Annotated in this window: 10 protein-coding genes; 6 read left to right on the forward strand and 4 right to left on the reverse strand. The window is 61.0% G+C overall.

Annotated elements, in window-relative coordinates:
- Nucleotides 1–140 precede the first annotated feature (140 nt).
- Nucleotides 141–3,038 (reverse strand): Rne/Rng family ribonuclease, encoded by a 2,898-nt coding sequence (locus V6R85_RS03300; RefSeq protein WP_111834325.1) that lies wholly within the window; start codon nucleotides 3,036–3,038, stop codon nucleotides 141–143.
- Between the two features lie 645 nt (nucleotides 3,039–3,683).
- Here V6R85_RS03300 and V6R85_RS03305 point away from each other — a divergent pair.
- The 4 genes from V6R85_RS03305 (at nucleotide 3,684) to V6R85_RS03320 (ending at nucleotide 9,492) form a co-directional block, all read left to right on the forward strand.
- Nucleotides 3,684–4,943, forward strand: coding sequence for an N-acetylmuramoyl-L-alanine amidase (locus tag V6R85_RS03305; RefSeq protein ID WP_003502504.1), 1,260 nt, complete (start codon nucleotides 3,684–3,686; stop codon nucleotides 4,941–4,943).
- 327 nt (nucleotides 4,944–5,270) lie between these two features.
- Entirely contained in the window at nucleotides 5,271–7,718 is a 2,448-nt protein-coding gene (locus V6R85_RS03310) for a penicillin-binding protein 1A (protein WP_060726167.1), read from the forward strand.
- A gap of 98 nt (nucleotides 7,719–7,816) precedes the next feature.
- Nucleotides 7,817–8,948, forward strand: a protein-coding gene (gene prfB, locus V6R85_RS03315) for a peptide chain release factor 2 (RefSeq protein ID WP_099085460.1) whose coding sequence is annotated in 2 segments (ribosomal slippage) — nucleotides 7,817–7,885 and nucleotides 7,887–8,948 — 1,131 coding nt in all. Because the reading frame shifts where the segments join, the coding sequence is not laid out codon by codon here.
- Nucleotides 8,949–9,021: 73 nt separating this feature from the next.
- Entirely contained in the window at nucleotides 9,022–9,492 is a 471-nt protein-coding gene (locus V6R85_RS03320) for a cysteine hydrolase family protein (RefSeq protein ID WP_111834326.1), read from the forward strand.
- Nucleotides 9,493–9,519: 27 nt separating this feature from the next.
- On the opposite strand, the gene V6R85_RS03325 is transcribed toward V6R85_RS03320, so the two are convergent.
- Both V6R85_RS03325 and V6R85_RS03330 read right to left on the reverse strand, forming a co-directional pair.
- Complete coding sequence (locus V6R85_RS03325) at nucleotides 9,520–10,020, reverse strand: hypothetical protein (RefSeq protein WP_111834523.1); 501 nt, start codon at nucleotides 10,018–10,020, stop codon at nucleotides 9,520–9,522.
- 21 nt (nucleotides 10,021–10,041) lie between these two features.
- Nucleotides 10,042–10,815 (reverse strand): NAD kinase, encoded by a 774-nt coding sequence (locus V6R85_RS03330; protein WP_003502514.1) that lies wholly within the window; start codon nucleotides 10,813–10,815, stop codon nucleotides 10,042–10,044.
- Between the two features lie 303 nt (nucleotides 10,816–11,118).
- On the opposite strand from V6R85_RS03330, the gene V6R85_RS03335 reads away from it, so the two are divergent.
- Both V6R85_RS03335 and V6R85_RS03340 read left to right on the forward strand, forming a co-directional pair.
- Nucleotides 11,119–12,036 carry a PhzF family phenazine biosynthesis protein gene (locus V6R85_RS03335; protein WP_087743845.1) on the forward strand — a complete coding sequence of 306 codons (918 nt, stop codon included), beginning with the start codon at nucleotides 11,119–11,121 and terminating at the stop codon, nucleotides 12,034–12,036.
- A 259-nt stretch (nucleotides 12,037–12,295) separates the two neighbouring features.
- Nucleotides 12,296–14,245 carry a GTP-binding protein gene (locus V6R85_RS03340; protein ID WP_111834327.1) on the forward strand — a complete coding sequence of 650 codons (1,950 nt, stop codon included), beginning with the start codon at nucleotides 12,296–12,298 and terminating at the stop codon, nucleotides 14,243–14,245.
- Between the two features lie 93 nt (nucleotides 14,246–14,338).
- Here the strand turns inward: V6R85_RS03340 and V6R85_RS03345 are convergent, their stop codons facing one another.
- On the reverse strand, nucleotides 14,339–20,698 hold the full coding sequence (locus V6R85_RS03345; protein WP_111834328.1) for a hypothetical protein: 6,360 nt from the start codon (nucleotides 20,696–20,698) through the stop codon (nucleotides 14,339–14,341).
- Between the last annotated feature and the right edge of the window lie 382 nt (nucleotides 20,699–21,080).

Consider the following 21,080-nt stretch of genomic DNA (forward strand, 5'->3'; position numbering starts at 1 on the left):
GACGCGCGTCGACTGGATTCCTGTGACAAGCACAGGAATGAGGAAATGTCAGCGGCTCAAGAAAACGCCCGTTCTTTGCATCGACAAAACAAAACGCCCGCAACATCGTTGCGGGCGTTTTTCATTCAGTCTTTCTTCTCTCAGAAGAAGCCTTTGCGCTGCCACCAGCCGCCCTTGCGCGGCTTAGGCTCGTCGCCATCGGGGTTCGGCGAAGACGAGGTCACCACCGGCTCCGAACTGGAGACATTGCTACCCCGGTTGGCGCGGACTTTTTCTTCCGTGGCCGGTGCTTCCGCTTCCGGAGCCAGATCGGCCAAAGCCTCACCAGCTTCTTCAACCGCGACCTCGGCGACTGTTTCCTCGACGATCACCGGCTCCACCGTTTCAACGGCTTCAGCTTTCGGCGCTTCCTCGGTTTCAGTCTTGACCTTCGCCTTGCGGGTACGGCGTGGCTTCTTCGGCACTTCCTCTTCCGCAACCTCGGCAACCACACCTTCCACCGCGGCGGCGGCGGTCGGTTCTTCGGTTACAGATGCTTCAACGGAAACCTCTTCGCTTTCGCTCTCACCTTCAGCTTCCGAGTCGGCAGCATCAAGAGCTTCGTCTTCCGCACGGTTGCGGCGTCCACCGCGCTTGCCGCGACGGCGGCGCTTGCGCTTGCCATCCTCTTCGGAACCTACTGCTTCCGCTGCATCGTTTTCGTTTTCAGCATCGGCCTCATCGGTTTCGATGCCATCGTCGTCACCTTCGGCATCATCGCCTTCCGCATCGCCGGACTGGGCGTCGAGCGCACCGTTTTGGTCGCCCTGGCCACCCTTGCCGCGACGGCGACGACGACGCTTGCGCTTGCGCTTGCCTTCTTCACTATTGTCGCCCTGTGGCTGCTGCTGGCGTGGCTCGGAGGTCTGCGCCTTGACGATTTCTTCCTCGTCTTCGTCCTCTTCCACCTCGGCGACGAAATCGTCTTCCTCTTCCACGAAGCTCGGCAGCATCTGGATGAGGCTTTCGATCTTCACCGGATTTTCGACGGCTTCACCACGGTCGATGGCGAAATGCTGCGCGCCGACGCCGGCGTCAGCAGCGATGATGATGGACACGCCGAAGCGGCCTTCATAATCGACGATCGTGCCGCGCTTGTGGTTGAGCAGGTAAAGCGCCGTTTCCGGCGTGCAGCGCACGGTGATGTTATGCGTGGTGTTGCGCAGCAGATATTCCTCGACGCCGCGCAGAACATGCAGGGCGATGGAGGATTCCGAGCGGACATGACCCGTGCCGCCACAATGCTGGCAGACCTGCGTGGTCGATTCCAGCACCGAAGCGCGGATGCGCTGGCGCGACATTTCCAGAAGGCCGAAATGCGAAATGCGGCCGACCTGGATGCGGGCGCGGTCGTTCTTCAGGCAATCCTTGAGCTTCTTTTCGACAGAGCGGTTGTTGCGCTTTTCTTCCATGTCGATGAAGTCGATGACGACAAGACCGGCAAGGTCGCGCAGGCGCAGCTGGCGCGCCACTTCTTCCGCAGCCTCGAGGTTCGTCGTCAGCGCAGTTTCCTCAATGGAATGCTCGCGCGTCGAACGGCCGGAGTTGACGTCGATGGAAACCAGCGCTTCCGTCTGGTTGATGATGAGGTAACCGCCGGACTTCAGCGTGACCTGCGGCTGCAGCATCCGGTCGAGCTGGGCTTCGATACCGGAGCGCGAGAAGATCGGATGAATGTCGCGGTAAGGCTGAACCACCTTGGCGTGGCTCGGCATCAGCATCTTCATGAAGTCTTTGGCTTCACGATAGCCTTCTTCGCCCGAAACGATGATCTCGCCTATATCCTTGTTGTAAAGGTCGCGGATTGAACGCTTGATGAGCGAGCCTTCCTCATAAACGAGGCAGGGGGCCGTGGAGTTCAGCGTCAGCGTGCGGACATTTTCCCACAGGCGCATCAGATATTCGAAGTCGCGCTTGATTTCGACGCGGGTGCGGTTGGCGCCTGCGGTACGCAGAATGACGCCCATGCCCTGCGGAACCTCCAGATCGCGCGCGATTTCCTTCAGGCGCTTGCGGTCGGTCGGCTGGGTGATCTTGCGGGAAATACCACCGCCGCGCGCCGTGTTCGGCATCAGCACGGAATAACGACCGGCAAGCGACAGATAGGTGGTGAGTGCGGCACCCTTGTTGCCGCGTTCTTCCTTGGCCACCTGCACCAGAAGGATCTGACGGCGCTTGATGACTTCCTGAATGCGATACTGCTTGCGCGGCTTGCGGGCAACGCGGTCCGGAACTTCTTCCATGGCGTCTTCGGCGCCGACGGATTCGATCACTTCCTTTTCGTGATGATCGTCATCATCGTCGTCATCATCGTCATTGCCACGACGAAGACCCTCGACTTCCTCGGAAATCGTGTCGGTGTCGACCATGGCGGCCATTTCGCCACCGGTGCTGCCGTCGTCTTCGGAAGAAGCTTCGGCGGCCTCGGCTGCTGCGGCTTCTTCTTCGGCGGTCTTCTTCTTCGCGCGGGGGCGGCGGGTGCGCTTCTTCGGCTTTTCTTCCTCGGCGGGCGCTTCCACGGCTACGGCCTCGACGGCGGTTTCCTCGGAAACCTCTTCCGCGACAGGCGCAGTCTCTTCCACGACGACCGTTTCAGTGGTTTCGCTGGCGGAAACAATGCCGACATCCGGCTGATCCACCTGCGAAAGGTCGATCATGGGGGCGCCGGGCTCGGGTGCATCAGCGGATTCGAAGTCGTCGCTGCGGCGATGATCCTCGGCTTCCGCCTTCAGGAGAGCCTGACGGTCGGCAAGCGGGATCTGGTAATAATCCGGATGGATTTCCGCGAAAGCGAGAAAGCCGTGACGGTTTCCACCGTAATCGACGAAGGCCGCCTGAAGGGAGGGCTCAACGCGAGTGACCTTGGCAAGATAGATATTGCCGCGGATCTGTTTTTTGTGCTCCGATTCGAAATCGAATTCTTCGATCCGGTTCCCACGGACAACGACTACGCGTGTCTCCTCTTCGTGGGAGGCGTCGATAAGCATTTTGTCTGCCATGTAAGCTGTGCTCCTCGGCGCAGCCTTGTTTTATACGAGAACAGGCCCGCCACACGGACGAGCCTTTCATATGAGTGCAAGGATGTGCCGGAAATGAAGTCTCCAGCCGGGCCTCTGTAAACTGGCAGCATCCGGACCGACGGCGAGGCATTTGGCCTGCTCCTGGTATCCGGTTCATGTGAAAACTGCTGCGACATCATTGGCCAGGCGGAACGACAATAATATATAGACCCCTTGGGGTCCGATGAATTTGCTCTCCTCAGAGCAGCGGTGGCAGCGCCACCGGGTAGGTCTCCGGCCACGGCCGGAATTGATCCAGTTTCAGGATAAATGTAACGACGGCAGATGATTGCCCGTTTTGCAGCGCCAGCGTCTTTTCCGATTGGCAGCCGGCGGGCATCTATCCCGTCAACACTTTTAACCCTCATCCGTGTTGTATGTTTTCTCTGTCATAATAGCAATAGGCTGGCTAAATATGCCATATTATTGGTGGAATTTCCGGGTTAACAATTGGTTCACCAAGGCCTGCGATTGTGGGGCGCAAACACGCAAACTATCGTACGGCGTGGTTGAAACGGCGCTGTTGCCGGCGTTTTTCCGCGCCGTTTATCGAAAATGACTGACATACGGAATTTCTTGAGGACCATGGATTTCACGCGCAACGCAGCGATATCAGGCGGGGCAGGGCGGCTTGGCGCGCGAATCGCGCGGGCTTTGGCGGCTCTGGCATTTTCCGTCGCCGCCTCTGTTTCCGTCGTGCCGGCAGCCCATGCCGTGGAGCCGCTTGTCGCCCATCAGGCGCGTATCATCGGTGATGAGGCGCGCACGCGCATCGTTCTCGATTTTGCAGAAGAGCCGGAATTCGACGTTCACTATCTCGATTCGCCCGCGCGCATCGTCGTGGACTTTCCCGCGGTGAATTTCGCTTTCCCCACATCCGACCTCAAGCCAACAGGTCTTTTCTCGGATATCCGCTTCGGCACCATGGGCCAGAACAGCGCCCGCATCGTGCTGACGGCGAAAAAGCCGGTACAGGTGACTGTTGCCGAAACGAAGAAGGCTGACGACGGACAATCTTTCCGTTTCGTGCTCGATGCCGAGATCACCACCAAGGGCAAGTTCGCGGAACTGGTGAAGGATCAGCAATGGCAGGCGCCCGCCCCGGTAACGACTGCCGCGATCACGCCTGACGACAAGACATCGCGTCCTGCGGAATTTGTCATCGCGGTCGATGCCGGTCATGGCGGCATCGATGCCGGCGCCACCGGCGGCACGACGGGCACCGAGGAAAAGGTCATCACTTTGACCTTTGCGAAGGAACTCGCGGAACGGTTGAACCGCGAACCCGGCATCAAGGCGTTTCTGACGCGCGATTCCGATACATTCCTTGCCCTGTCCGAACGGGTGACGATTGCCCGCCAGAACAATGCCAACCTCTTTATATCGCTGCATGCGGATACATTGAAGCAAAAGGGTATCCGCGGCGCGACCGTTTATACATTGTCAGACCGGGCGTCGGACCGGCAGGCGCAGGAACTGGCGGAGCGCGAAAACAAGTCCGACCAGATTGCGGGTGTTGCGGCCTCCAGCGAGCCGCCGGAGGTCGCCGATATTCTTCTCGATTTCACCCGCCGCGAAACTCAGGCCTTTTCGGTGACGCTCGCCGAAAACATCGTCTCATCCTTCGAGGGGCAGGTGGGCCTCATCAACAATCCGCACCGTTATGCCGGTTTCATGGTGCTGCGCGCTCATGATGTGCCATCTGTGCTGCTGGAACTCGGTTTCCTCTCCAATGCGGAAGACGAAAAGCTGCTTCTCGACGGGGAATGGCGCAAGAAGGTGGCCGATACGCTGGCAACGGCCGTCGGGCGATACCGCGCCAAGGCCATGGCGAACGGCGGCTGAGAAGGTAGCCAGCGGAGCGACGGTGCTGTTGCCGCCCTGCCATTGACCGCCGAAAAGCTGTTCAATTCTTGGGCCTTGCGGACGATTGCGGAGGCGAAGCCCTATTTTACTCACATTCGCCGCGTTACTCGAAGCGCGGATTCGGTGGCGATCCGCAAGCGTCCGCAACGCAATTGCGGGCCTGCCGCCCGGTAACATATCAGCGAATGCTGCCGTATCCGGCTTGTCATCGAAGGTATGGTGTGCAAAACGGCACGCGATATGCAAGGATGCGCCCGTAAATCGTCGGGCGTTGATGGTTACGATTCGAATTATCGGTAGCTTGGTATGATCAGACTGATTGGATATTTTTTCGGCTTGGCCAGCGTGCTCTTCCTGTGCGCCGCCGTCGTCGGTGCGATTTATTTGCACGGCGTGACGAAGGACCTGCCGGATTACGCAGTTCTGAGCACCTATGAGCCGCCGGTAACGACCCGCGTGCACGCCGGCAACGGTGCGCTGATGGCGGAATACGCGCATGAAAAGCGCTTGTTCCTGCCGATCCAGGCCATTCCCGACCGTGTGAAGGCCGCTTTCCTGTCCGCCGAAGACAAGAATTTCTACAACCACCCGGGTGTCGACATCTTCGGTCTCGGCCGCGCCATTCTCGTCAATCTCCAGAATGTCGGCTCCGGCCGTCGTCCGGTCGGCGCATCCACCATCACCCAGCAGGTGGCGAAGAACTTCCTTCTGACCAACGACCAGACCATCGACCGCAAGCTCAAGGAAGCCATTCTCTCCTTCCGCATCGAGCAGACCTATTCCAAGGACAAGATTCTCGAGCTTTATCTCAACGAGATCTTTTTCGGCCTGAATTCCTACGGCATCGCCGGTGCGGCACTCACCTATTTCAACAAGTCGGTAACAGAACTGACGATCGCTGAGACCGCTTATCTCGCATCGCTGCCGAAGGGACCGAACAACTATCATCCCATCCGCCGCGAAAAGGCTGCTCTGGAGCGCCGCGACTGGGTGATCGACCGCATGGCCGAAAACGGCTACATCACCGTCGCCGACGCCACCGACGCCAAAAAGCAGCCGCTCGGCGTCAATCTGCGCCGCGGTGGCGCGCATATTTTCGCGTCCGATTATTTCGCTGAGGAAGTCCGCCGCCAGATCGTCGAGAAATATGGCGAGGAAGCCCTTCTTGAAGGGGGGCTCTCGGTCCGTACCTCTTTCGACCCGCAAATCCAGATGGAGGCGCGCAAGGCGCTTCAGGACGGGCTTGTGCAATATGACGAGCGCCGCGGCTTCCGCGGACCGGTGGAAAAGATCGAGACGGCCGGCGACTGGACGGCGGCACTGGCCAAGGTCAAGGGTCTCCGGGACGTTCCGGAATGGAAGGTCGCGGTCGTGCTCGCAGTCGCCGCCGATGGCGTCGATATCGGCGTTCAGGCCGATCCCGATGCGGAAGATGGCGACAAGCGCACGCGCGGCCATATCTCTGCTGAAAACATGCGCTGGGCCTTCCGTGATGCAAGCGGCAAAAGAGCGACCGCCAAGTCGCCGGTCGGTGTCGTGACCGCGGGCGACGTCGTTTATGCGCAGCCGCTTTCCGGCTCCGGCAACGAATATCGCCTGCGCCAGCCGCCAAAAGTGCAGGGCGGCATGGTGGTGATGGACCCGCATACCGGCCGTGTTCTGGCCATGGTCGGCGGCTTCTCCTACGCGCAGTCGGAATTCAACCGCTCGACGCAGGCCATGCGCCAGCCGGGCTCCTCCTTCAAGCCGTTCATCTATGCGGCAGCGCTCGACAACGGCTATACGCCCGCATCGGTCATTCTCGACGCGCCGATCGAGGTGGTTTCGGGCAATCAGGTCTGGAAGCCGCAGAATTACGGCGGGGGTTCCGCCGGTCCTTCGACCCTGCGTCTCGGTATTGAAAAATCCCGTAACCTCATGACCGTGCGTCTGGCGCAGGACATGGGCATGAATCTGGTCGCGGAATATGCCGAACGCTTCGGCATTTACGACAAGATGCCGCCGCTTCTGTCCATGTCGCTTGGTTCGGGCGAAACGACCGTCATGCGCATGGTTTCTGCCTATTCGGTCATCGCCAATGGTGGCAAGCAGATCAAGCCGACGCTGATCGACCGTATTCAGGACCGCTACGGCAAGACGATCTTCCGCCACGAGGAGCGCGCCTGCGAGGGCTGCAACGCGACCAGCTGGCAGAACCAGGACGAGCCTGTCATCGTCGACAATCGCGAACAGGTTCTCGACCCGATGACGGCATACCAGACGACCTCTATGCTGGAAGGCGTCGTGCAGCGCGGCACGGCGGCGGGCAAGATCAAGGTCGATCTGCCGGTTGCCGGCAAGACGGGCACCACCAATGATGAAAAGGACGCCTGGTTCGTCGGTTACACGCCGGACATGGTTGCCGGCCTCTATATCGGTTTCGATTCGCCCGCACCTCTCGGTCGCGGCGGTACCGGCGGTTCGCTGTCGGCACCGATCTTCGGTGAATTTATCGCCGATGCGGCCAAGCACATGGAACCGAGCAAGTTCATCGTGCCTGCTGGCATGAACTTCGTCGCCGTCAACCGCAAGACCGGCATGGCGGCGGTCGAGGGCGAGCCGGACACCATCATGGAAGCCTTCAAGCCGGGCACGGGTCCCGCCTCTACCTTCTCTGTCATCGGCGATGACGGATACATGTCGCAGGAAGACATTCTGAAGACCTCGCCGCAGGCGCAGCAGGCCATCACCGGCGGTGGCGGCGGTCTTTATTGACATCAGTCCTGACGTTTGGCTGGGGCGCGGGTCTTTACATCCGCGCCCCCCGCATTTATTTGAGCAACGAGTTTCAATGAAGGTGAAGAACCAGCGAAATGCGCAATGAAATCGTGAACGTAGTCGACGAAATCAAGCAGGCCATAAGCCTGCTGAGGAGGCATCTTTGACTGGGACCAGGCGATAAGACGGCTGGACTGGTTGAATAACAAGGCAGAGGACCCGACCCTCTGGAACGATGCCACTGAGGCCCAGAAGCTGATGCGCGAACGCCAGCAGCTGGATGACAGCATCAACGGCGTCAAGGCGCTGGAGCAGCAGCTCCGCGACAATATCGAGCTGATCGAACTCGGCGAGATGGAAGGCGATGACGAAATCGTCAAGGACGCCGAAGATGCGCTGAAGGCGCTGAAGAGCGAGGCGAACCGCCGCCAGGTGGAAGCCATGCTTTCAGGCGAGGCCGATGGCAACGACACCTATGTCGAAGTGCATTCCGGAGCCGGCGGCACCGAAAGCCAGGACTGGGCGAACATGCTTCTGCGCATGTATACCCGCTGGGCCGACCGCGAAGGTTTCAAGGTCGAGGTTCTCGAAGTTCACGACGGCGAAGAAGCCGGCATCAAGTCCGCGACGATCCTCGTCAAGGGCCACAATGCATTCGGCTGGATGAAAACGGAATCGGGCGTGCACCGCCTCGTTCGTATTTCGCCCTATGACAGCAATGCGCGTCGCCACACATCGTTCTCTTCCGTCTGGGTTTACCCCGTCGTCGATGATTCGATCCAGATCGACATCAATGAGAGCGATTGCCGTATCGATACCTATCGTTCGTCCGGTGCGGGCGGCCAGCACGTCAACACGACAGACTCGGCCGTGCGTATCACGCATATCCCGACCGGTATTGCCGTTGCCTGCCAGCAGGAGCGTTCGCAGCACAAGAACCGCGCCAAGGCGTGGGACATGCTGCGCGCCCGCCTCTATGAGGTGGAGCTGCAGAAGCGGGAAGAGGCGGCAAACGCCCAGGCCGCGTCCAAGACGGATATCGGCTGGGGCCACCAGATCCGTTCCTACGTTCTGCAGCCTTACCAGCTGGTCAAGGATCTGCGCACCGGCGTGGAAAGTACAGCACCCGGCAACGTGCTGGATGGCGACCTGAACGAATTCATGGAAGCCGCACTCGCCCACCGCATCAGCGGCGGCGCGGATGTGGAAGTCTCGGATATCGATTAAGGCGTCCGGCGCGCCGATTGGAAAATTACCCCTCGCAAACCTATTGCGAGGGGTTTTTCGTTGGAGGACTAGCATGAAACAGGCGCTCTATATCGTCGACGTCCAGCCGAGCTTCAATCCGCCGGCTGGGCTGGTGGCGGAGATATCCGCACTCGCCCTGACCATGCCCAGCATCGCCACCGTCGAGCGTCATGATGAAAGTGTGACGCCCTTCGAGCGGCAACTCGGCTGGAAGCCGGGCAGGGATGACGAGTCGCTTGTTGCGGCAGATCGCATATTCATCAAACACGGTTATGCGCCTCCACGGGAGGTCATCGACTATCTCCTGTCGCTGAAACTCGACAGGGTGCTGGTCTGCGGCATTCAGGCTGATACCTGCGTGCTGGCCGCTGGTTTTGCCCTTTTTGATGCGGGGCTGCATCCCACGCTGTTGCCGTGGCTAACGGTGGGCTCCAGTCTCGACCGCAGTGGTGAACTCGGTGCAAGATTATGGAAACATCATTTTGGAGCGGTTCTTGCCGGGCCGGAGGCACTGGAAGCATAGCCTTGCCCGGCCGCGTATCCGGTCCGATCAGTTCGAAGCTTTTTCGATCTTCATCTCACCCAGCTCGTCGATCAGGATCGTCCAGCTTTCCGCTTCCTTGCTCATCGGGTCCGTCTTCAGATAAACGGTTACGAACAAGCCGGGCGAGGCGGGGGTGCCATTCGAGCTTTCAGGACGAATATCCGTGACGTAGGATTTCATCTGGCTGAATTCTTCCAGCTCGATATTTTCGAGGAGATTCGGCCCATCGGCCGTAAAGACGATGCGCTGCAGGTAGATCTTCGCCGTGCCGTCGCGCTGGCGGATGGCGATGACCTTGTAATAACCGCGTGTGGGCGAGGCAGGCGGCGGCCGCAGCTGTCCGTCAGGACCTTTCACCGGCTCAAGATTCCGATCTTCCCACATGCCGCTGCTGACGACGAAGATTGCCGAAACCGGCAAGGCGTCGATCGCTTCCGTCTGCGCCCGCGCAGGAAGCACGGCGGCGGCGAAAAGGAAAGCAGCGAGGATAGGTCTTGTCAGTTGCATGGCCATTATCGATTGTGGGCGTCAATTGTTGAACTGTTCGGCGAGAACCCGGTCCGACCATGAACGATCCGGATCCGAGAGAATTCTGGCCGTCCTGTCCTGCGATTGTGCGATCCTAACGTGACGAACGGATTTCACCTCGGTGTGGTCGGCCACCGCGTTCACCGGGCGCTTGTCGCGTTCGAGAACATGAATGTCGACCGTTACCTTATTCGGCAAAAGCGCGCCGCGCCAGCGTCGCGGCCGGAAAGCACTGACGGGGGTCAGCGCCAGAAGCGGTGATTCCAGCGGCAGGATCGGTCCATGGGCGGAGAAATTGTAGGCTGTCGAACCAGCCGGGGTCGCCACCATCATGCCGTCGCAGATCAGCTCTTCCAGCCGCACCTTGCCGTCCACCTCGACACGAAGCTTGGCGGCCTGATGGGACTGGCGAAACAGGCTGACCTCGTTCATGGCGAGGGCGGTGAACTCGTCGCCGTCGGAATCCGTTGTCGTCATGCGCAAGGGGTGAAAATCATTGCCGCTCGCCACCGCGATGCGCTCGAGCAGGCCTTCCACCCGGTAGTCATTCATCAGGAAGCCGACGGACCCCCGGTTCATGCCATAGACACGCTTGCCGGAATTCATCGTCTCGTTGAGAATCTGCAGCATGAAGCCATCGCCGCCGAGTGCAACGATCACCTCCGCCTCTGCAAACGGCGTATCGCCGTAAATGCCTTTCAGCTCTTTCAGCGCTGTCTGCGCCTCCTCTGTTGCGGAGGCGACGAAGGACAGTGAATAGGTAGAATGCGACATTCGCTTCCCTCGACAACGGCGCAGACCGGGCCGGTCCGAGCAAGGCACTGTAACCTGTTGAAGCGGCTTGAAATCTTTAAACCTCAACAAGGAGGTGGATAACATGCCGCCAGACGCACCCTTGGTACATGAAGACGGCGGCTGGCGACAAGGCCTTTCGCAGACGCAGGCGTTCCCTGGAGGCGGACCGCACCGCTCCGGTCCACAGCTTCTTGATTTGCGCCCACCGACAAGGGTTGCGATGCGGGACGGCCTGATGCAGTTTGCCAAGGCAGCCGGAATGACGAGTGGCAGGAGACGGATGTGGCGCTGAACTACGATATCTATGATGTCTTTACCGAGACGAAAATGGCGGGAAATCCGCTGGCGGTCATGTATGACGCCGATGATCTTTCCCAAGCCACGATGCAGGCGATTGCGCGGGAAATGAACCTCTCCGAGACGGTTTTCGTTAACGGCTCCACCAACCCGGCGCATGCGGCTTCGCTGCGCATCTTCACGCCATCAGGCGAATTGCCCTTTGCCGGCCATCCGACGGTGGGCGCCGCAGTCGCCATCGCCGAGCGAAATCGCGGCGAGGGTGATGACGACATCGATATGGTCTGCGTGCTGGAGGAGAAGGTGGGGCCGGTGCGTTGCGCGGTGAAGATGCGCGCGGGAGCCGTCAGCTTCGCGGAATTCGACCTGCCGCGCAAATCATCCCGAGTTGACCTGCCGCTCGATCACACCGCGCTTGCCGATGCGCTCGGCGTCAGCGAAGGACATCTCGGCTTTGAGAATCATGTGCCGTCTATCTGGACAGCAGGCGTGCCGTTCCTGCTCGTACCGCTGCACAATATCGCCGCGATCAGGGACATGGATTTCGACGCCAATCTTTGGCTGCGCACCGCGCCGCTGGTCGAGGGACGCCTGGCGGCGGCCTATATCTACTGTCGCGGCGGCGTCAATCACGCGGCAAAGTTCCACGCCCGCATGTTCTCCCCGGATATGGGCATTTCGGAAGACCCCGCAACCGGTTCCGCCGCCGCCGCCCTGTCCGGCGCGATCCACCATTTCGACGGGCTGACGGACGGCCATCATCCGCTCCTGATAGAGCAGGGCGTGGAGATGGAAAGACCGTCCCACATCCATCTACGCATGGACATCAAGGACAACGAAATAGCCCGCGCGCGCATCGGCGGTCATGCGGTGCGTGTGGCGTCGGGCACGTTCGAGATTTGAGGCGAACGGTCGTTTGATTGTCCGGTAACATCCCGTACCGGTGGCTTCTGTGATCGCGCGCCGCGCGACGCCTGATGGAGCGGACACCGGGATGGCCGTCCTTGACATATATCCCGACGAGGGTTTTAAATTCGCGCGCATCTCCGCGAACCGGCGGAGATTTGCGCACCAGATCATGGTTTTTAGCACATAGAGGTCCCAATGCGCCGAGTCCCTTCTCACGAAAATCACCTTGGAGTTTCTGAGAAGTTGAGGGTTCATGCGCACTTTGAATCTGGGCATCCTCGCCCACGTAGACGCAGGCAAGACTAGCCTTACGGAGCGTCTCCTATTTGACACCGGCGTAATCGACAGGCTGGGCAGCGTCGATACCGGCAATACGCAGACAGACAGCCTCGAACTGGAACGGCAGCGCGGCATCACCATCAGGGCCGCTGTCGTGTCCTTCACCATTGGCGATACCGTCGTCAATCTCATCGATACGCCCGGCCATCCCGATTTCATTGCGGAAGTCGAGCGTGTGTTGGGGCTGCTTGATGCAGCGGTGGTTGTGGTTTCGGCCGTGGAAGGCGTGCAGGCGCAAACGCGGATACTTGTTCGGGCGTTGCAACGTCTCGCAGTCCCGTTCGTATTCTTCATCAACAAGGTCGATCGCCCCGGCGCGCGCTATGATGAGGTCGTGCAGAACCTCGCCGATCAGTTGAGGGTGCGCCCGATCGCCATGTCGACTGTCACTGGCGCTGGCGGCAAGTCCGCGCGGGTGGAGGCTCCGGATGTGAAGAGCGAGCCATTTTTCTCCATCCTCTGCGAAATCCTTGCCGAGAATGACGAGGACCTGTTGCGCGACTATCTTTTGACGCCCGACGGTGTGGAGGCCGAAAGACTCCTCCAATCGCTCGCGCATCAGACCGCCCATGGGCTGGTGCATCCGGCTTTTGCCGGTGCGGCGATGACGGGAGCCGGCCTGCCGGCTTTGATATCGGCCATTGTCGACATGCTGCCCGCTCGTCAACCCGACCCCGAGGGAGAAGTCTCGGGAAAAATCTTCAAGATCGAACGCGGATGGGGCGGTGAAAAGCTGTCATATCTGCATTTGACATCCGGAACGATCCAGCTCCGGCAGTATCTGCCTTTGCCGCAGGGACCGGTAAGAGTGACCGGAATACAGCTGTTCGAGGACGGTCACGTTCACAATTCGACGCATCTCCGCGCCGGTCAGATCGCCCGCGTCACCGGCCTTACGAGTGCCCGGATCGGCGACAGGGTTGGCGCGGACGCGGTTGCCGACAGCCCGTTTCATTTCGCTCCACCCACGCTTGAAACACGAGTCGTTTCCCGCCGTCCGGCTGAGCACGCGGCGCTCTGGCTGGCGCTGAACCAGCTGACCGAGCAGGATCCGCTTATCGGATTGCGAAGGAACGACGAGACGAACGAGGTTTTCGTATCGCTCTATGGCGAGGTGCAAAAGGAGATCATCAAATCGGAACTGTTGACGGGGTTTGGCATCGAGGCCGAATTTGAGGACAGCACGATTATCTGCGTGGAAAGGCTGGCAGGTATCGGGCACGGACTTCAAACCATCTTCAAGGCACCAAACCCCTTTATCGCCACTGTCGGATTGCGGGTCGAGCCAAGACCGGATGGTGCGGGCAACAGCTTCGCACTGGAGGTGGAGGTGGGTCAGATGCCCGCAAGCTTTTATCGAGCGGTCGAGGAGACCGTATTCGAAACGCTGAAGCAGGGCATATTCGGTTGGCGGGTGGTGGATTGCCATGTCGCCATGACGGCCGCCCGGCAGAGTGCACCGTCAAGCACGGCTGCCGATTTCCGGCAGCTGACACCATGGGTGCTGGCAATGGCGCTGACCGAAGCGCAAACCTACGTTTGTGAACCGATCGATCACTTCCACCTCGAAGCGCCGGCGGCAACGATGACACGCCTGAGCACCGTTCTCGCCAAAGCGGGTGCAGTCATCAGAAACGCCGTTATCTCCGGCGGCATGACAAGGCTTGAAGGGACGATAGCGTCGGCAATGGTTCAGGGTGTTCAGCAGCAGGTGCCGGGGCTGACGGGTGGCACGGGCGCGATGGAAACGTCGTTCAGCCACTATGAGCGGGCGGATAATCCGCCACCGCCGCGCCGCCGGTCGGGTGCTGATCCGTTCAATGAGCGTGATTATCTGCTGGGCCTGCGCCGAAATGCAGAATGACCGCCGCAGAAATCAAATATTCCGCGACGGTCATTTTTCACATCAGACTTGAACAGGCAACGCGGAGAGGGATGCTCTCCGCGTGACCTCCTGTCAGTTGAACCGACCGGCCGCATGGGCAAGCATCGTATAGACCTTGCCGGTATCAGATGTGAGGTAGGACTGGGTGACTGTCCGGTCGCGATCCGTGCGGGCCACATCGGCGAGCAGCTTTTCGAAATCGGTGATGTAGCGGTCCACGGCGGTGCGGAATTCAGCCTCCCGCTCGTATTTGCGCTTGATCTCGTCAAAGGTCGTCTGGCCCTTCAGCGTGTAGAGGCGACGGGTGAAGACGTCGCGCTCGCCGCGCTGGTAACGGCGCCACAGTTCCACCGATGCATCGTGATCGATGGCGCGGGCGATATCTACGGAAAGCGAATTCAGCGATTCCACCATGTGGCGCGGATTGCGGGTGTCGGCCGCACGGGTCGGCTGCTGCTCGGCGCTGGCGCGTGGTGTGGACGCCGCTGGCGTCTCCTGTGATGCACCGCGCAGCAGGTCGCTGATCCAGCCGCCACCTTCTTCCCGGCGTCCGGCCGGGTTGGTTGCGACCGGCTGGGTCGGCGCAGGAGCCTGACGGTTTTCGACCTGGCGGTTTTCAAGCGGCAGGGTGCCACGCAGGGCCGGCGCGGGGGCAGGCTGCTGCGGCTGTGCCGGGCGCTGCTGCTGCACCGGAGCCGCTGCTGCCGGCTGCGGACGGGCCTCGACGCGGCGTTCTGCGGCAGGCTGGGTCGCGGCGATGGCACGGGCGACCGGTTCGGACACTTCCATCTGGTGGGTCGAACGACCGACAAGGTGGGAAATATCCTGCAGGGCCTTGATCTGCTCGGAAACGGCGCGGCGCATGGCGGCAGCGCTTTCCTTGGCTTCTTCCGGCAGGTCGAAGGCGCCGCGCTTCAGTTCGGCGCGTGTCGCATCCAGCTCGCGGCGGATGTCGTGGCTGGAGCGGCGGATTTCGTCCGTTGCACCGGCAAAGCGGCTAACGGCTTCCTCGACGGCCTGACGCAGCGTTTCCTTGAGGTTGGCGGCGGCGGCATTCGATTTTTCCGAGGCGCTGCCCAGAAGATTGTCGACTTCCGAAAGCGAGGACTCGACACCGCCGCGCAGGCGGTTCACCAGCTCGTCGGAGTATTTCTGCGCGTCGGAGAGCGTGCTTTCGATCGAGCGGCTGGCATCCTGACCGGCGGAGAGCAGGGCGCCCCGCATGGTCTGTGCCGCCGAGCGGGCGCGCTGTTCGGTCTCGTCGAGCGAGCGGCCGATATCGGTGAAGGACGCCTGCAGATTGTCACGCAGATTGCCGGCGACATTCTGCGAACGCTCTTCGGCTTCGTTGAGCGTGGTTTCCACGACGCCGACGACGTTGCGCATGGCGCTTTCGATTTCCTCGGAGCGCTTGACGAGGCCGACGGACAGGCTGCGCAGCGCATCCTGGCGTTCCTCCAGCGTGCCGACGAGGCTCGACTGTGCGGCATTGAGCAGTTCGGATGCCTGGCTCAGCACCTTCGAATGTTCTTCGAAGCGTCCGACGATACCGGCAACCTGCGCCAGCGTCTGGCCGGAAATATTCGACAGGCGGTCGATCTTTCCTTCGAGCAGACGGCTGGAGCTGGACACCATGTCGGCGGCCTGCGAGGCGGATTCGGAGAAGCGGGTCGCCGAGGCGTTCAATGCCTCATCTGCCGCGCCGAAGCCCTGTGCGGCGCGCTCAACGGCGGAATTGAAGTTGGTTGCCGACTGTTCAACGATCTCGGCCATGCTGTTATGGGTCTGCGACAGCATGTCCGTGCTCTGGCGGGTGGCGGCGACCAGCTTGTTGGCGGCATCGCTGCCGGCGCGGGCATATTTGTCGATGCCCTGTTCGACGGCGTCCGCCATAGCAGTATGGGTCTCGGACAGCATATCCGTGCTCTGGCGGGTGGCTGCGACGAGCTTGCCCGCCGCATCCGTTCCGGCAGCGGCATAGTCACTGATCGCCTGTTCCACCATGCCGACCATGCCGCTGTTGCTCTGCGAGAGAAGCTCGGCGCTCTGCTGGGCGGCGGAAACGATCTTCTCGGCGGCTTCGCGGCCGATGGTGGCATATTCGTCGACGATAGGCTTGGCTTTCTCCTCGATCAGGCGAGACAGCTCCGCAGAGCGGCTGGCCAGCATCGAGTTGAGTTCGCGGGTGCGGTTGTCCAGCGCCGAGCGGATGGATTCGCCGCGCGCGTCGAGGGCCGATTCGACACCCGTCAGCGTTTCGGAAATGACACCGACCTGAGAGCGGACGACGGCTTCAGCCTCGGCAACCTTGTTGACGATAATGTTGCCTGCCTCGGAGAAGGTCTGGGCCACGGCGGCGGCCTGGCCGGAGAGACGGGTCTGCGCATCCGAGATGCGGTTAACGATCTCGCCGGAGCGCTCTTCGATGGCCTTGGTGAAGGCTTCGTTCTGCGCCTGCACCTGTTCTGCAAATTCCGAACCGGATTTCGAGAGCAGGGCGGATGAGCGGGCCGCTTCATCGCCGATGCTCTGGGTGGCCGACGTGACCGCGCCGCGCAGGCTGACAGCGAGATCGCTCGCCTTGCCTTCAATGGTGCGGTTGACGTTTTCGAGGCCGATCGTCAGCGCACGGTCCATGGTGCCGAGGCGCTCATCGATGCGGGCCGTGCCGCTATCGAAGGTTTCTGCCAGGCGGCTGGTGCGGCTTTCCAGCGTATCTGCGACACGCGTGGTCTGTTCGTCCAGAATGCCGGTGATGCGCTCGGCGGCCTCGTCGCTGGTGCGGGCGAACACGGCCGTCTTGTCTTCCAGCGCGTCGGCGAAGCGGCGGCCGGCATCCTCGATCGAGCTGTTGACGTTGGCGAGATCGCCACCGACGCGGGTCTGCAGGGTGTCGAGAGATGTCTCGATGCGGGCGCCTGTCTCGTCGAGACGGGTTGTGACATTGCCGATCGATGTTTCGATGCGGGCGGAGAGGGCGTCGGTGGCCCCGCCGATTTCGCGGGCTGCCTCGCCGATCTTGACGGCGATATCACCGGCGCTGTTGCGAAGACGCTCTTCCAGCGTCGCAGCACTGCCGTCGATTGCCTTCTGCAGCGTGTCCTGCTGGGTCTCGAGCGACAGTTCAAGCATGCTGGCGCTGGAGGCGACCGTGGTGCCGATCATCATAGCCTGCTCGGAAAGCATGTCGCCCATCTGCGTCGTGGCGGAGCTGAGCGTCGCAGCAAGGTCCGCCTGGCGCTGGTCGAGCGCCGTGCGAATATCCTCATGCGATTGCGAGAGGTTGGTTTCGAGGCGGGACACACCTTCTTCCACCGTCTGGGCAAAACGGGTGCTGCCGTCTTCAACGACGCTTTCGATGCGGTTGGCCGCGCCCGAGACACTCTGCTCGATCAGGCCGCTATTGCGCTCCAGCGAGCCGGCAATGCGCTCGGCCTGTGAGCCGAGCATGGTTTCGAGCCGCTCGTGACCGCTGGCAAGCGCGTTCTCAAGCGTGAATGCGGTGGATTCGAGACGCTGGCCGACACCGGCCGCCGCAAGCGAAAGCGACGATGCTCTGGCATCCATCGCCTCGGCGATACGCTCCTCGACACCAGAAATCGTCATATCGAGCGCAAGAGTGCGGCTGTCCAGCGCATCCGCGATGCGTTCTTCCGCGCCTGCCACGATGCCGGAAAGGGCAGCGGTACGGCTGTCCAATGCGTCTGCAATGCGGTCTTCGACACCGGAAACGGCGTTCTGCAGGGCCGTGGTGCGACCATCGAGGATATCGGCGATCTTTTCCTCGACGCCGGAGAAGCTCATGTCGAGCGCCATGGTGCGGCTGTCGAGAACATCCGTAATCCGCTCTTCGGCGCCGGAAACGACGGTCTTCAGCGAATCCGTGCGGCTGTCAAGCGCGCTGGCAATACGGGTCTCGGCGCCGGCCACCAGTTCGCCAAGGGCTGCGGTGCGCGTGTCGAGCGCTTCGGTGATTTTTTCCTCCGCGCCGGAGAATGCCATGTCGAGCGCCATGGTACGGCTGTCGAGCGCATCGGCGATGCGTTCTTCAGCGCCGGAGACCACGGCGTTGAGAGCGGCGGTGCGGCCATCCAGCGTTTCCGCGATACGGGTTTCAGCACCGGCGACCACGTCGCCGAAGGTGGCCGTGCGGCTGTCGAGCGCGCCGGCGATTTTCTCTTCAGCGCTCGCCACAATGCCGGTGAGGGCAGAGGTACGGTTGTCGAGCGTCTCGGACAGTCTTTCCTCGACATTGGCAAAGGTCATGTCGAGCGAAAGGGTGCGGCTGTCCATCGTATCGGCGATGCGTTCCTCGACGCCGGAAATGGCGCTGGAAAGAGCGGCCGTGCGGCCGTCAAGCGTATCGGCGATACGGCTTTCCGCACCGGCGACGACGTCGTGCAGGGCAGCCGTGCGGCTTTCCAGCGTATCGGAAATACGATCCTCGATGCCGGAAACAGCACCGGTGATGGCGGCAGCCCGGGTTTCGAGCGTTTCCGAAAGGCGGCGCTCGACATCGGCAACGACACTGTTGATCGCGGCGGCGCGTTCGTCGAGCATGGCGGCAAGGCGTTCGGCCGTGCCGGAGACGGAGCCGGTAATCGCCATCGAACGGCTGGCGAGTGCCTCGTCGAAACGGTTCTGGCTGGCTGAGAGCGCGCCGAACAGGGCGTTGCTGCGTTCCGACAGCACAGCGTCGATCTTCTCGTGAGAATTGGCGAAGGCGTCGGTGATTTCGGCGGTGCGCTGGCCGATCGCGTCGCTGAAGGCCTGAGTCCGGATTTCAAGCGCGCTTTCCAGCATTTCCTGACCCGTGCCCAGCGCAGTTGCGAGCGCCAGCGACTGATCGGTCATGGTGGTGCCGATACGCTCCAGACCGGCGCTCAGCATGGTGTCGAGCGCTTCGGAGCCGCCGGCAACGGTTTCGTTGATGCGGGCGAGACTTTCCATCAGCTTGCTGTCGAGGCTGCCGGCGCGCTGGTCGAAGGCGCTGGCGAATTGCGCCACATGCACGTCGAAGGCCGAGTTGACCTGGCCTACCGTCGCCTGCATGCGCTCCTCGTAAAGGCCGGAGCGAAGATCGAGATCCATGATCGCATCGTCAGCCGTGCTCTGCAGGCTCTGGCGGAAGGAGAGGCCCTTTTCTTCAAGCGTCGTGGACAGCTTGTCGAGAACCGTATCGAGCGAACCGCCGATGACCTGCTGGCCGCGTTCGATATTGCGATTGAGTTCCAGCGTGCGGTTGGACAGCGTCTCGTTGAGCTGGCGAGTGCGTTCCTCAAGCGCGCTGTTGAGGCTTTCCACGCCGCTATCCAGCGTCGAAGCATGGATCGCGAAACGCTCCAGCAGCACTTCACCGCGCTCGTCCAGCGTCGAGGTGAGATTATGCAGGCGCATGTCGAATTCGTTGGAGATCGTCGAGCCCGAGGAGTTCAGCGCCTGGAGCAGGTTTTCGGTCTTGGCGGCGATCAGGCTGCCCATCGCTTCGGTCGAGGCGCGCGATTTTTCGAGCAGCGCAGCCGAACGCGTGTCGATCATAGAGGCGAAAGCCTCGCCGGTCGTGGCGATCCGCATCGAAAGCTCTTCGCCGACGATGGAAAGCTCTTCTTTAATCTGTTCCTGCGCGCCGACGATGGAGGAGCGGATGCGCTCGGCGTGATTGACGATGGCGTCACGCTCGGCGGTCAGTTCCTGCACGAGGCTGCGCACGCGCAGTTCATTGTCGGCATAGCTGCGTTCGAGCGCGTTGACTTCGGAATGAACGAGGGTTTCGAGTTCCGTCGCGCGGGCGATTGTGCGCTCGATGCCGTCATTCATGGCCGAGACTTCGCGGCGCACCGCCTGACCAACGGACATGATGCGGTCGGACGCTACCGTTTCGGGCTCGGCAAGACGAAGGGCGACTTCGGCCATGGAGCGGGCGGCGTTCCGCAGATCGCGGGCACGCGCCATCATGATCGCGAAGGCGAAGAATAGCATGATGGGAACAAGGATGCCGACGACGATTGCCATCAGGCCGGGGATAGCGGTGAGATCAGCCAGCGAGGCGATGTTCCAGAGCGCATTGCCATAGAGAAGATGTGCGATACCAAGGCCGCCGAGCGCCCAGATGACCGACATGATCGTGGCGTTGCGCAGCGCGCCGCCGATGGAGCCGCCTTCCAGCGATTTCAGGATCATGGCCGGGCTGCGCTTGGAACCGTCATTGGCCGCTTCGAGATTGGGCGATCTGGGTGTCTGTTCGGCAGGCGCGCGCGCGGCCTCGGGAGCAGGGGTCTGTCTGCTTGCTTCCTTCAATCTGGCCTCCGGCTGCTTCGGCGCTGCAGTTTTCCGCGTCTCCGGCTTTTCTTCGAAAGCGCCAAGCTGCAGGGCATCTTCCAATGCCTGAAATGCAGTCTCGTCGACAGAGTCGCTGATCTTGTTATTCGCCATGCGGTTACGCCTCGTTACACATACGCCCGGCTTCATGCCGTTGACCACTTGCGATCCGCAAGCAGACTGCCGCCATCATGCCAGCGGAACATTATCCCTTGAAGAGAGAACAATTCCGCCATTTACCAAATCCCGAATTGCTGGTGGTCCAGCTTTCGGGCGAAATTACATCACTGTGCCGCAATAACAAAGCTTGAGCTTAAGCCCTGCGGGAACGGCAGTACCGTAGTGACACATTTAGGTGTTCGAAACAATTAATGCGGATTTGCGGCGGTGGCGAAGTGTCGGCTTTTTAACAGTTTTTAAACCTGAGTTTCACGCTGAACGCCTTGTTTCGCATAAGTTTAACATAAATTAACCATAGCAGAAGATTTTCGCCCGC

The sequence above is a fragment of the Agrobacterium sp. CCNWLW32 genome, from assembly GCF_037083425.1.
Lineage (GTDB): Bacteria > Pseudomonadota > Alphaproteobacteria > Rhizobiales > Rhizobiaceae > Agrobacterium > Agrobacterium radiobacter.

What these genes read in the sequence shown, in the direction of transcription:
- V6R85_RS03300 (WP_111834325.1), bottom strand. Translation starts at nt 3,038, where the DNA reads ATGGCAGACAAAATGCTTATCGACGCCTCCCACGAAGAGGAGACACGC.
- V6R85_RS03305 (WP_003502504.1), top strand. Translation starts at nt 3,684, where the DNA reads ATGGATTTCACGCGCAACGCAGCGATATCAGGCGGGGCAGGGCGGCTT.
- V6R85_RS03310 (WP_060726167.1), top strand. Translation starts at nt 5,271, where the DNA reads ATGATCAGACTGATTGGATATTTTTTCGGCTTGGCCAGCGTGCTCTTC.
- V6R85_RS03320 (WP_111834326.1), top strand. Translation starts at nt 9,022, where the DNA reads ATGAAACAGGCGCTCTATATCGTCGACGTCCAGCCGAGCTTCAATCCG.
- V6R85_RS03325 (WP_111834523.1), bottom strand. Translation starts at nt 10,020, where the DNA reads ATGCAACTGACAAGACCTATCCTCGCTGCTTTCCTTTTCGCCGCCGCC.
- V6R85_RS03330 (WP_003502514.1), bottom strand. Translation starts at nt 10,815, where the DNA reads ATGTCGCATTCTACCTATTCACTGTCCTTCGTCGCCTCCGCAACAGAG.
- V6R85_RS03340 (WP_111834327.1), top strand. Translation starts at nt 12,296, where the DNA reads ATGCGCACTTTGAATCTGGGCATCCTCGCCCACGTAGACGCAGGCAAG.
- V6R85_RS03345 (WP_111834328.1), bottom strand. Translation starts at nt 20,698, where the DNA reads ATGGCGAATAACAAGATCAGCGACTCTGTCGACGAGACTGCATTTCAG.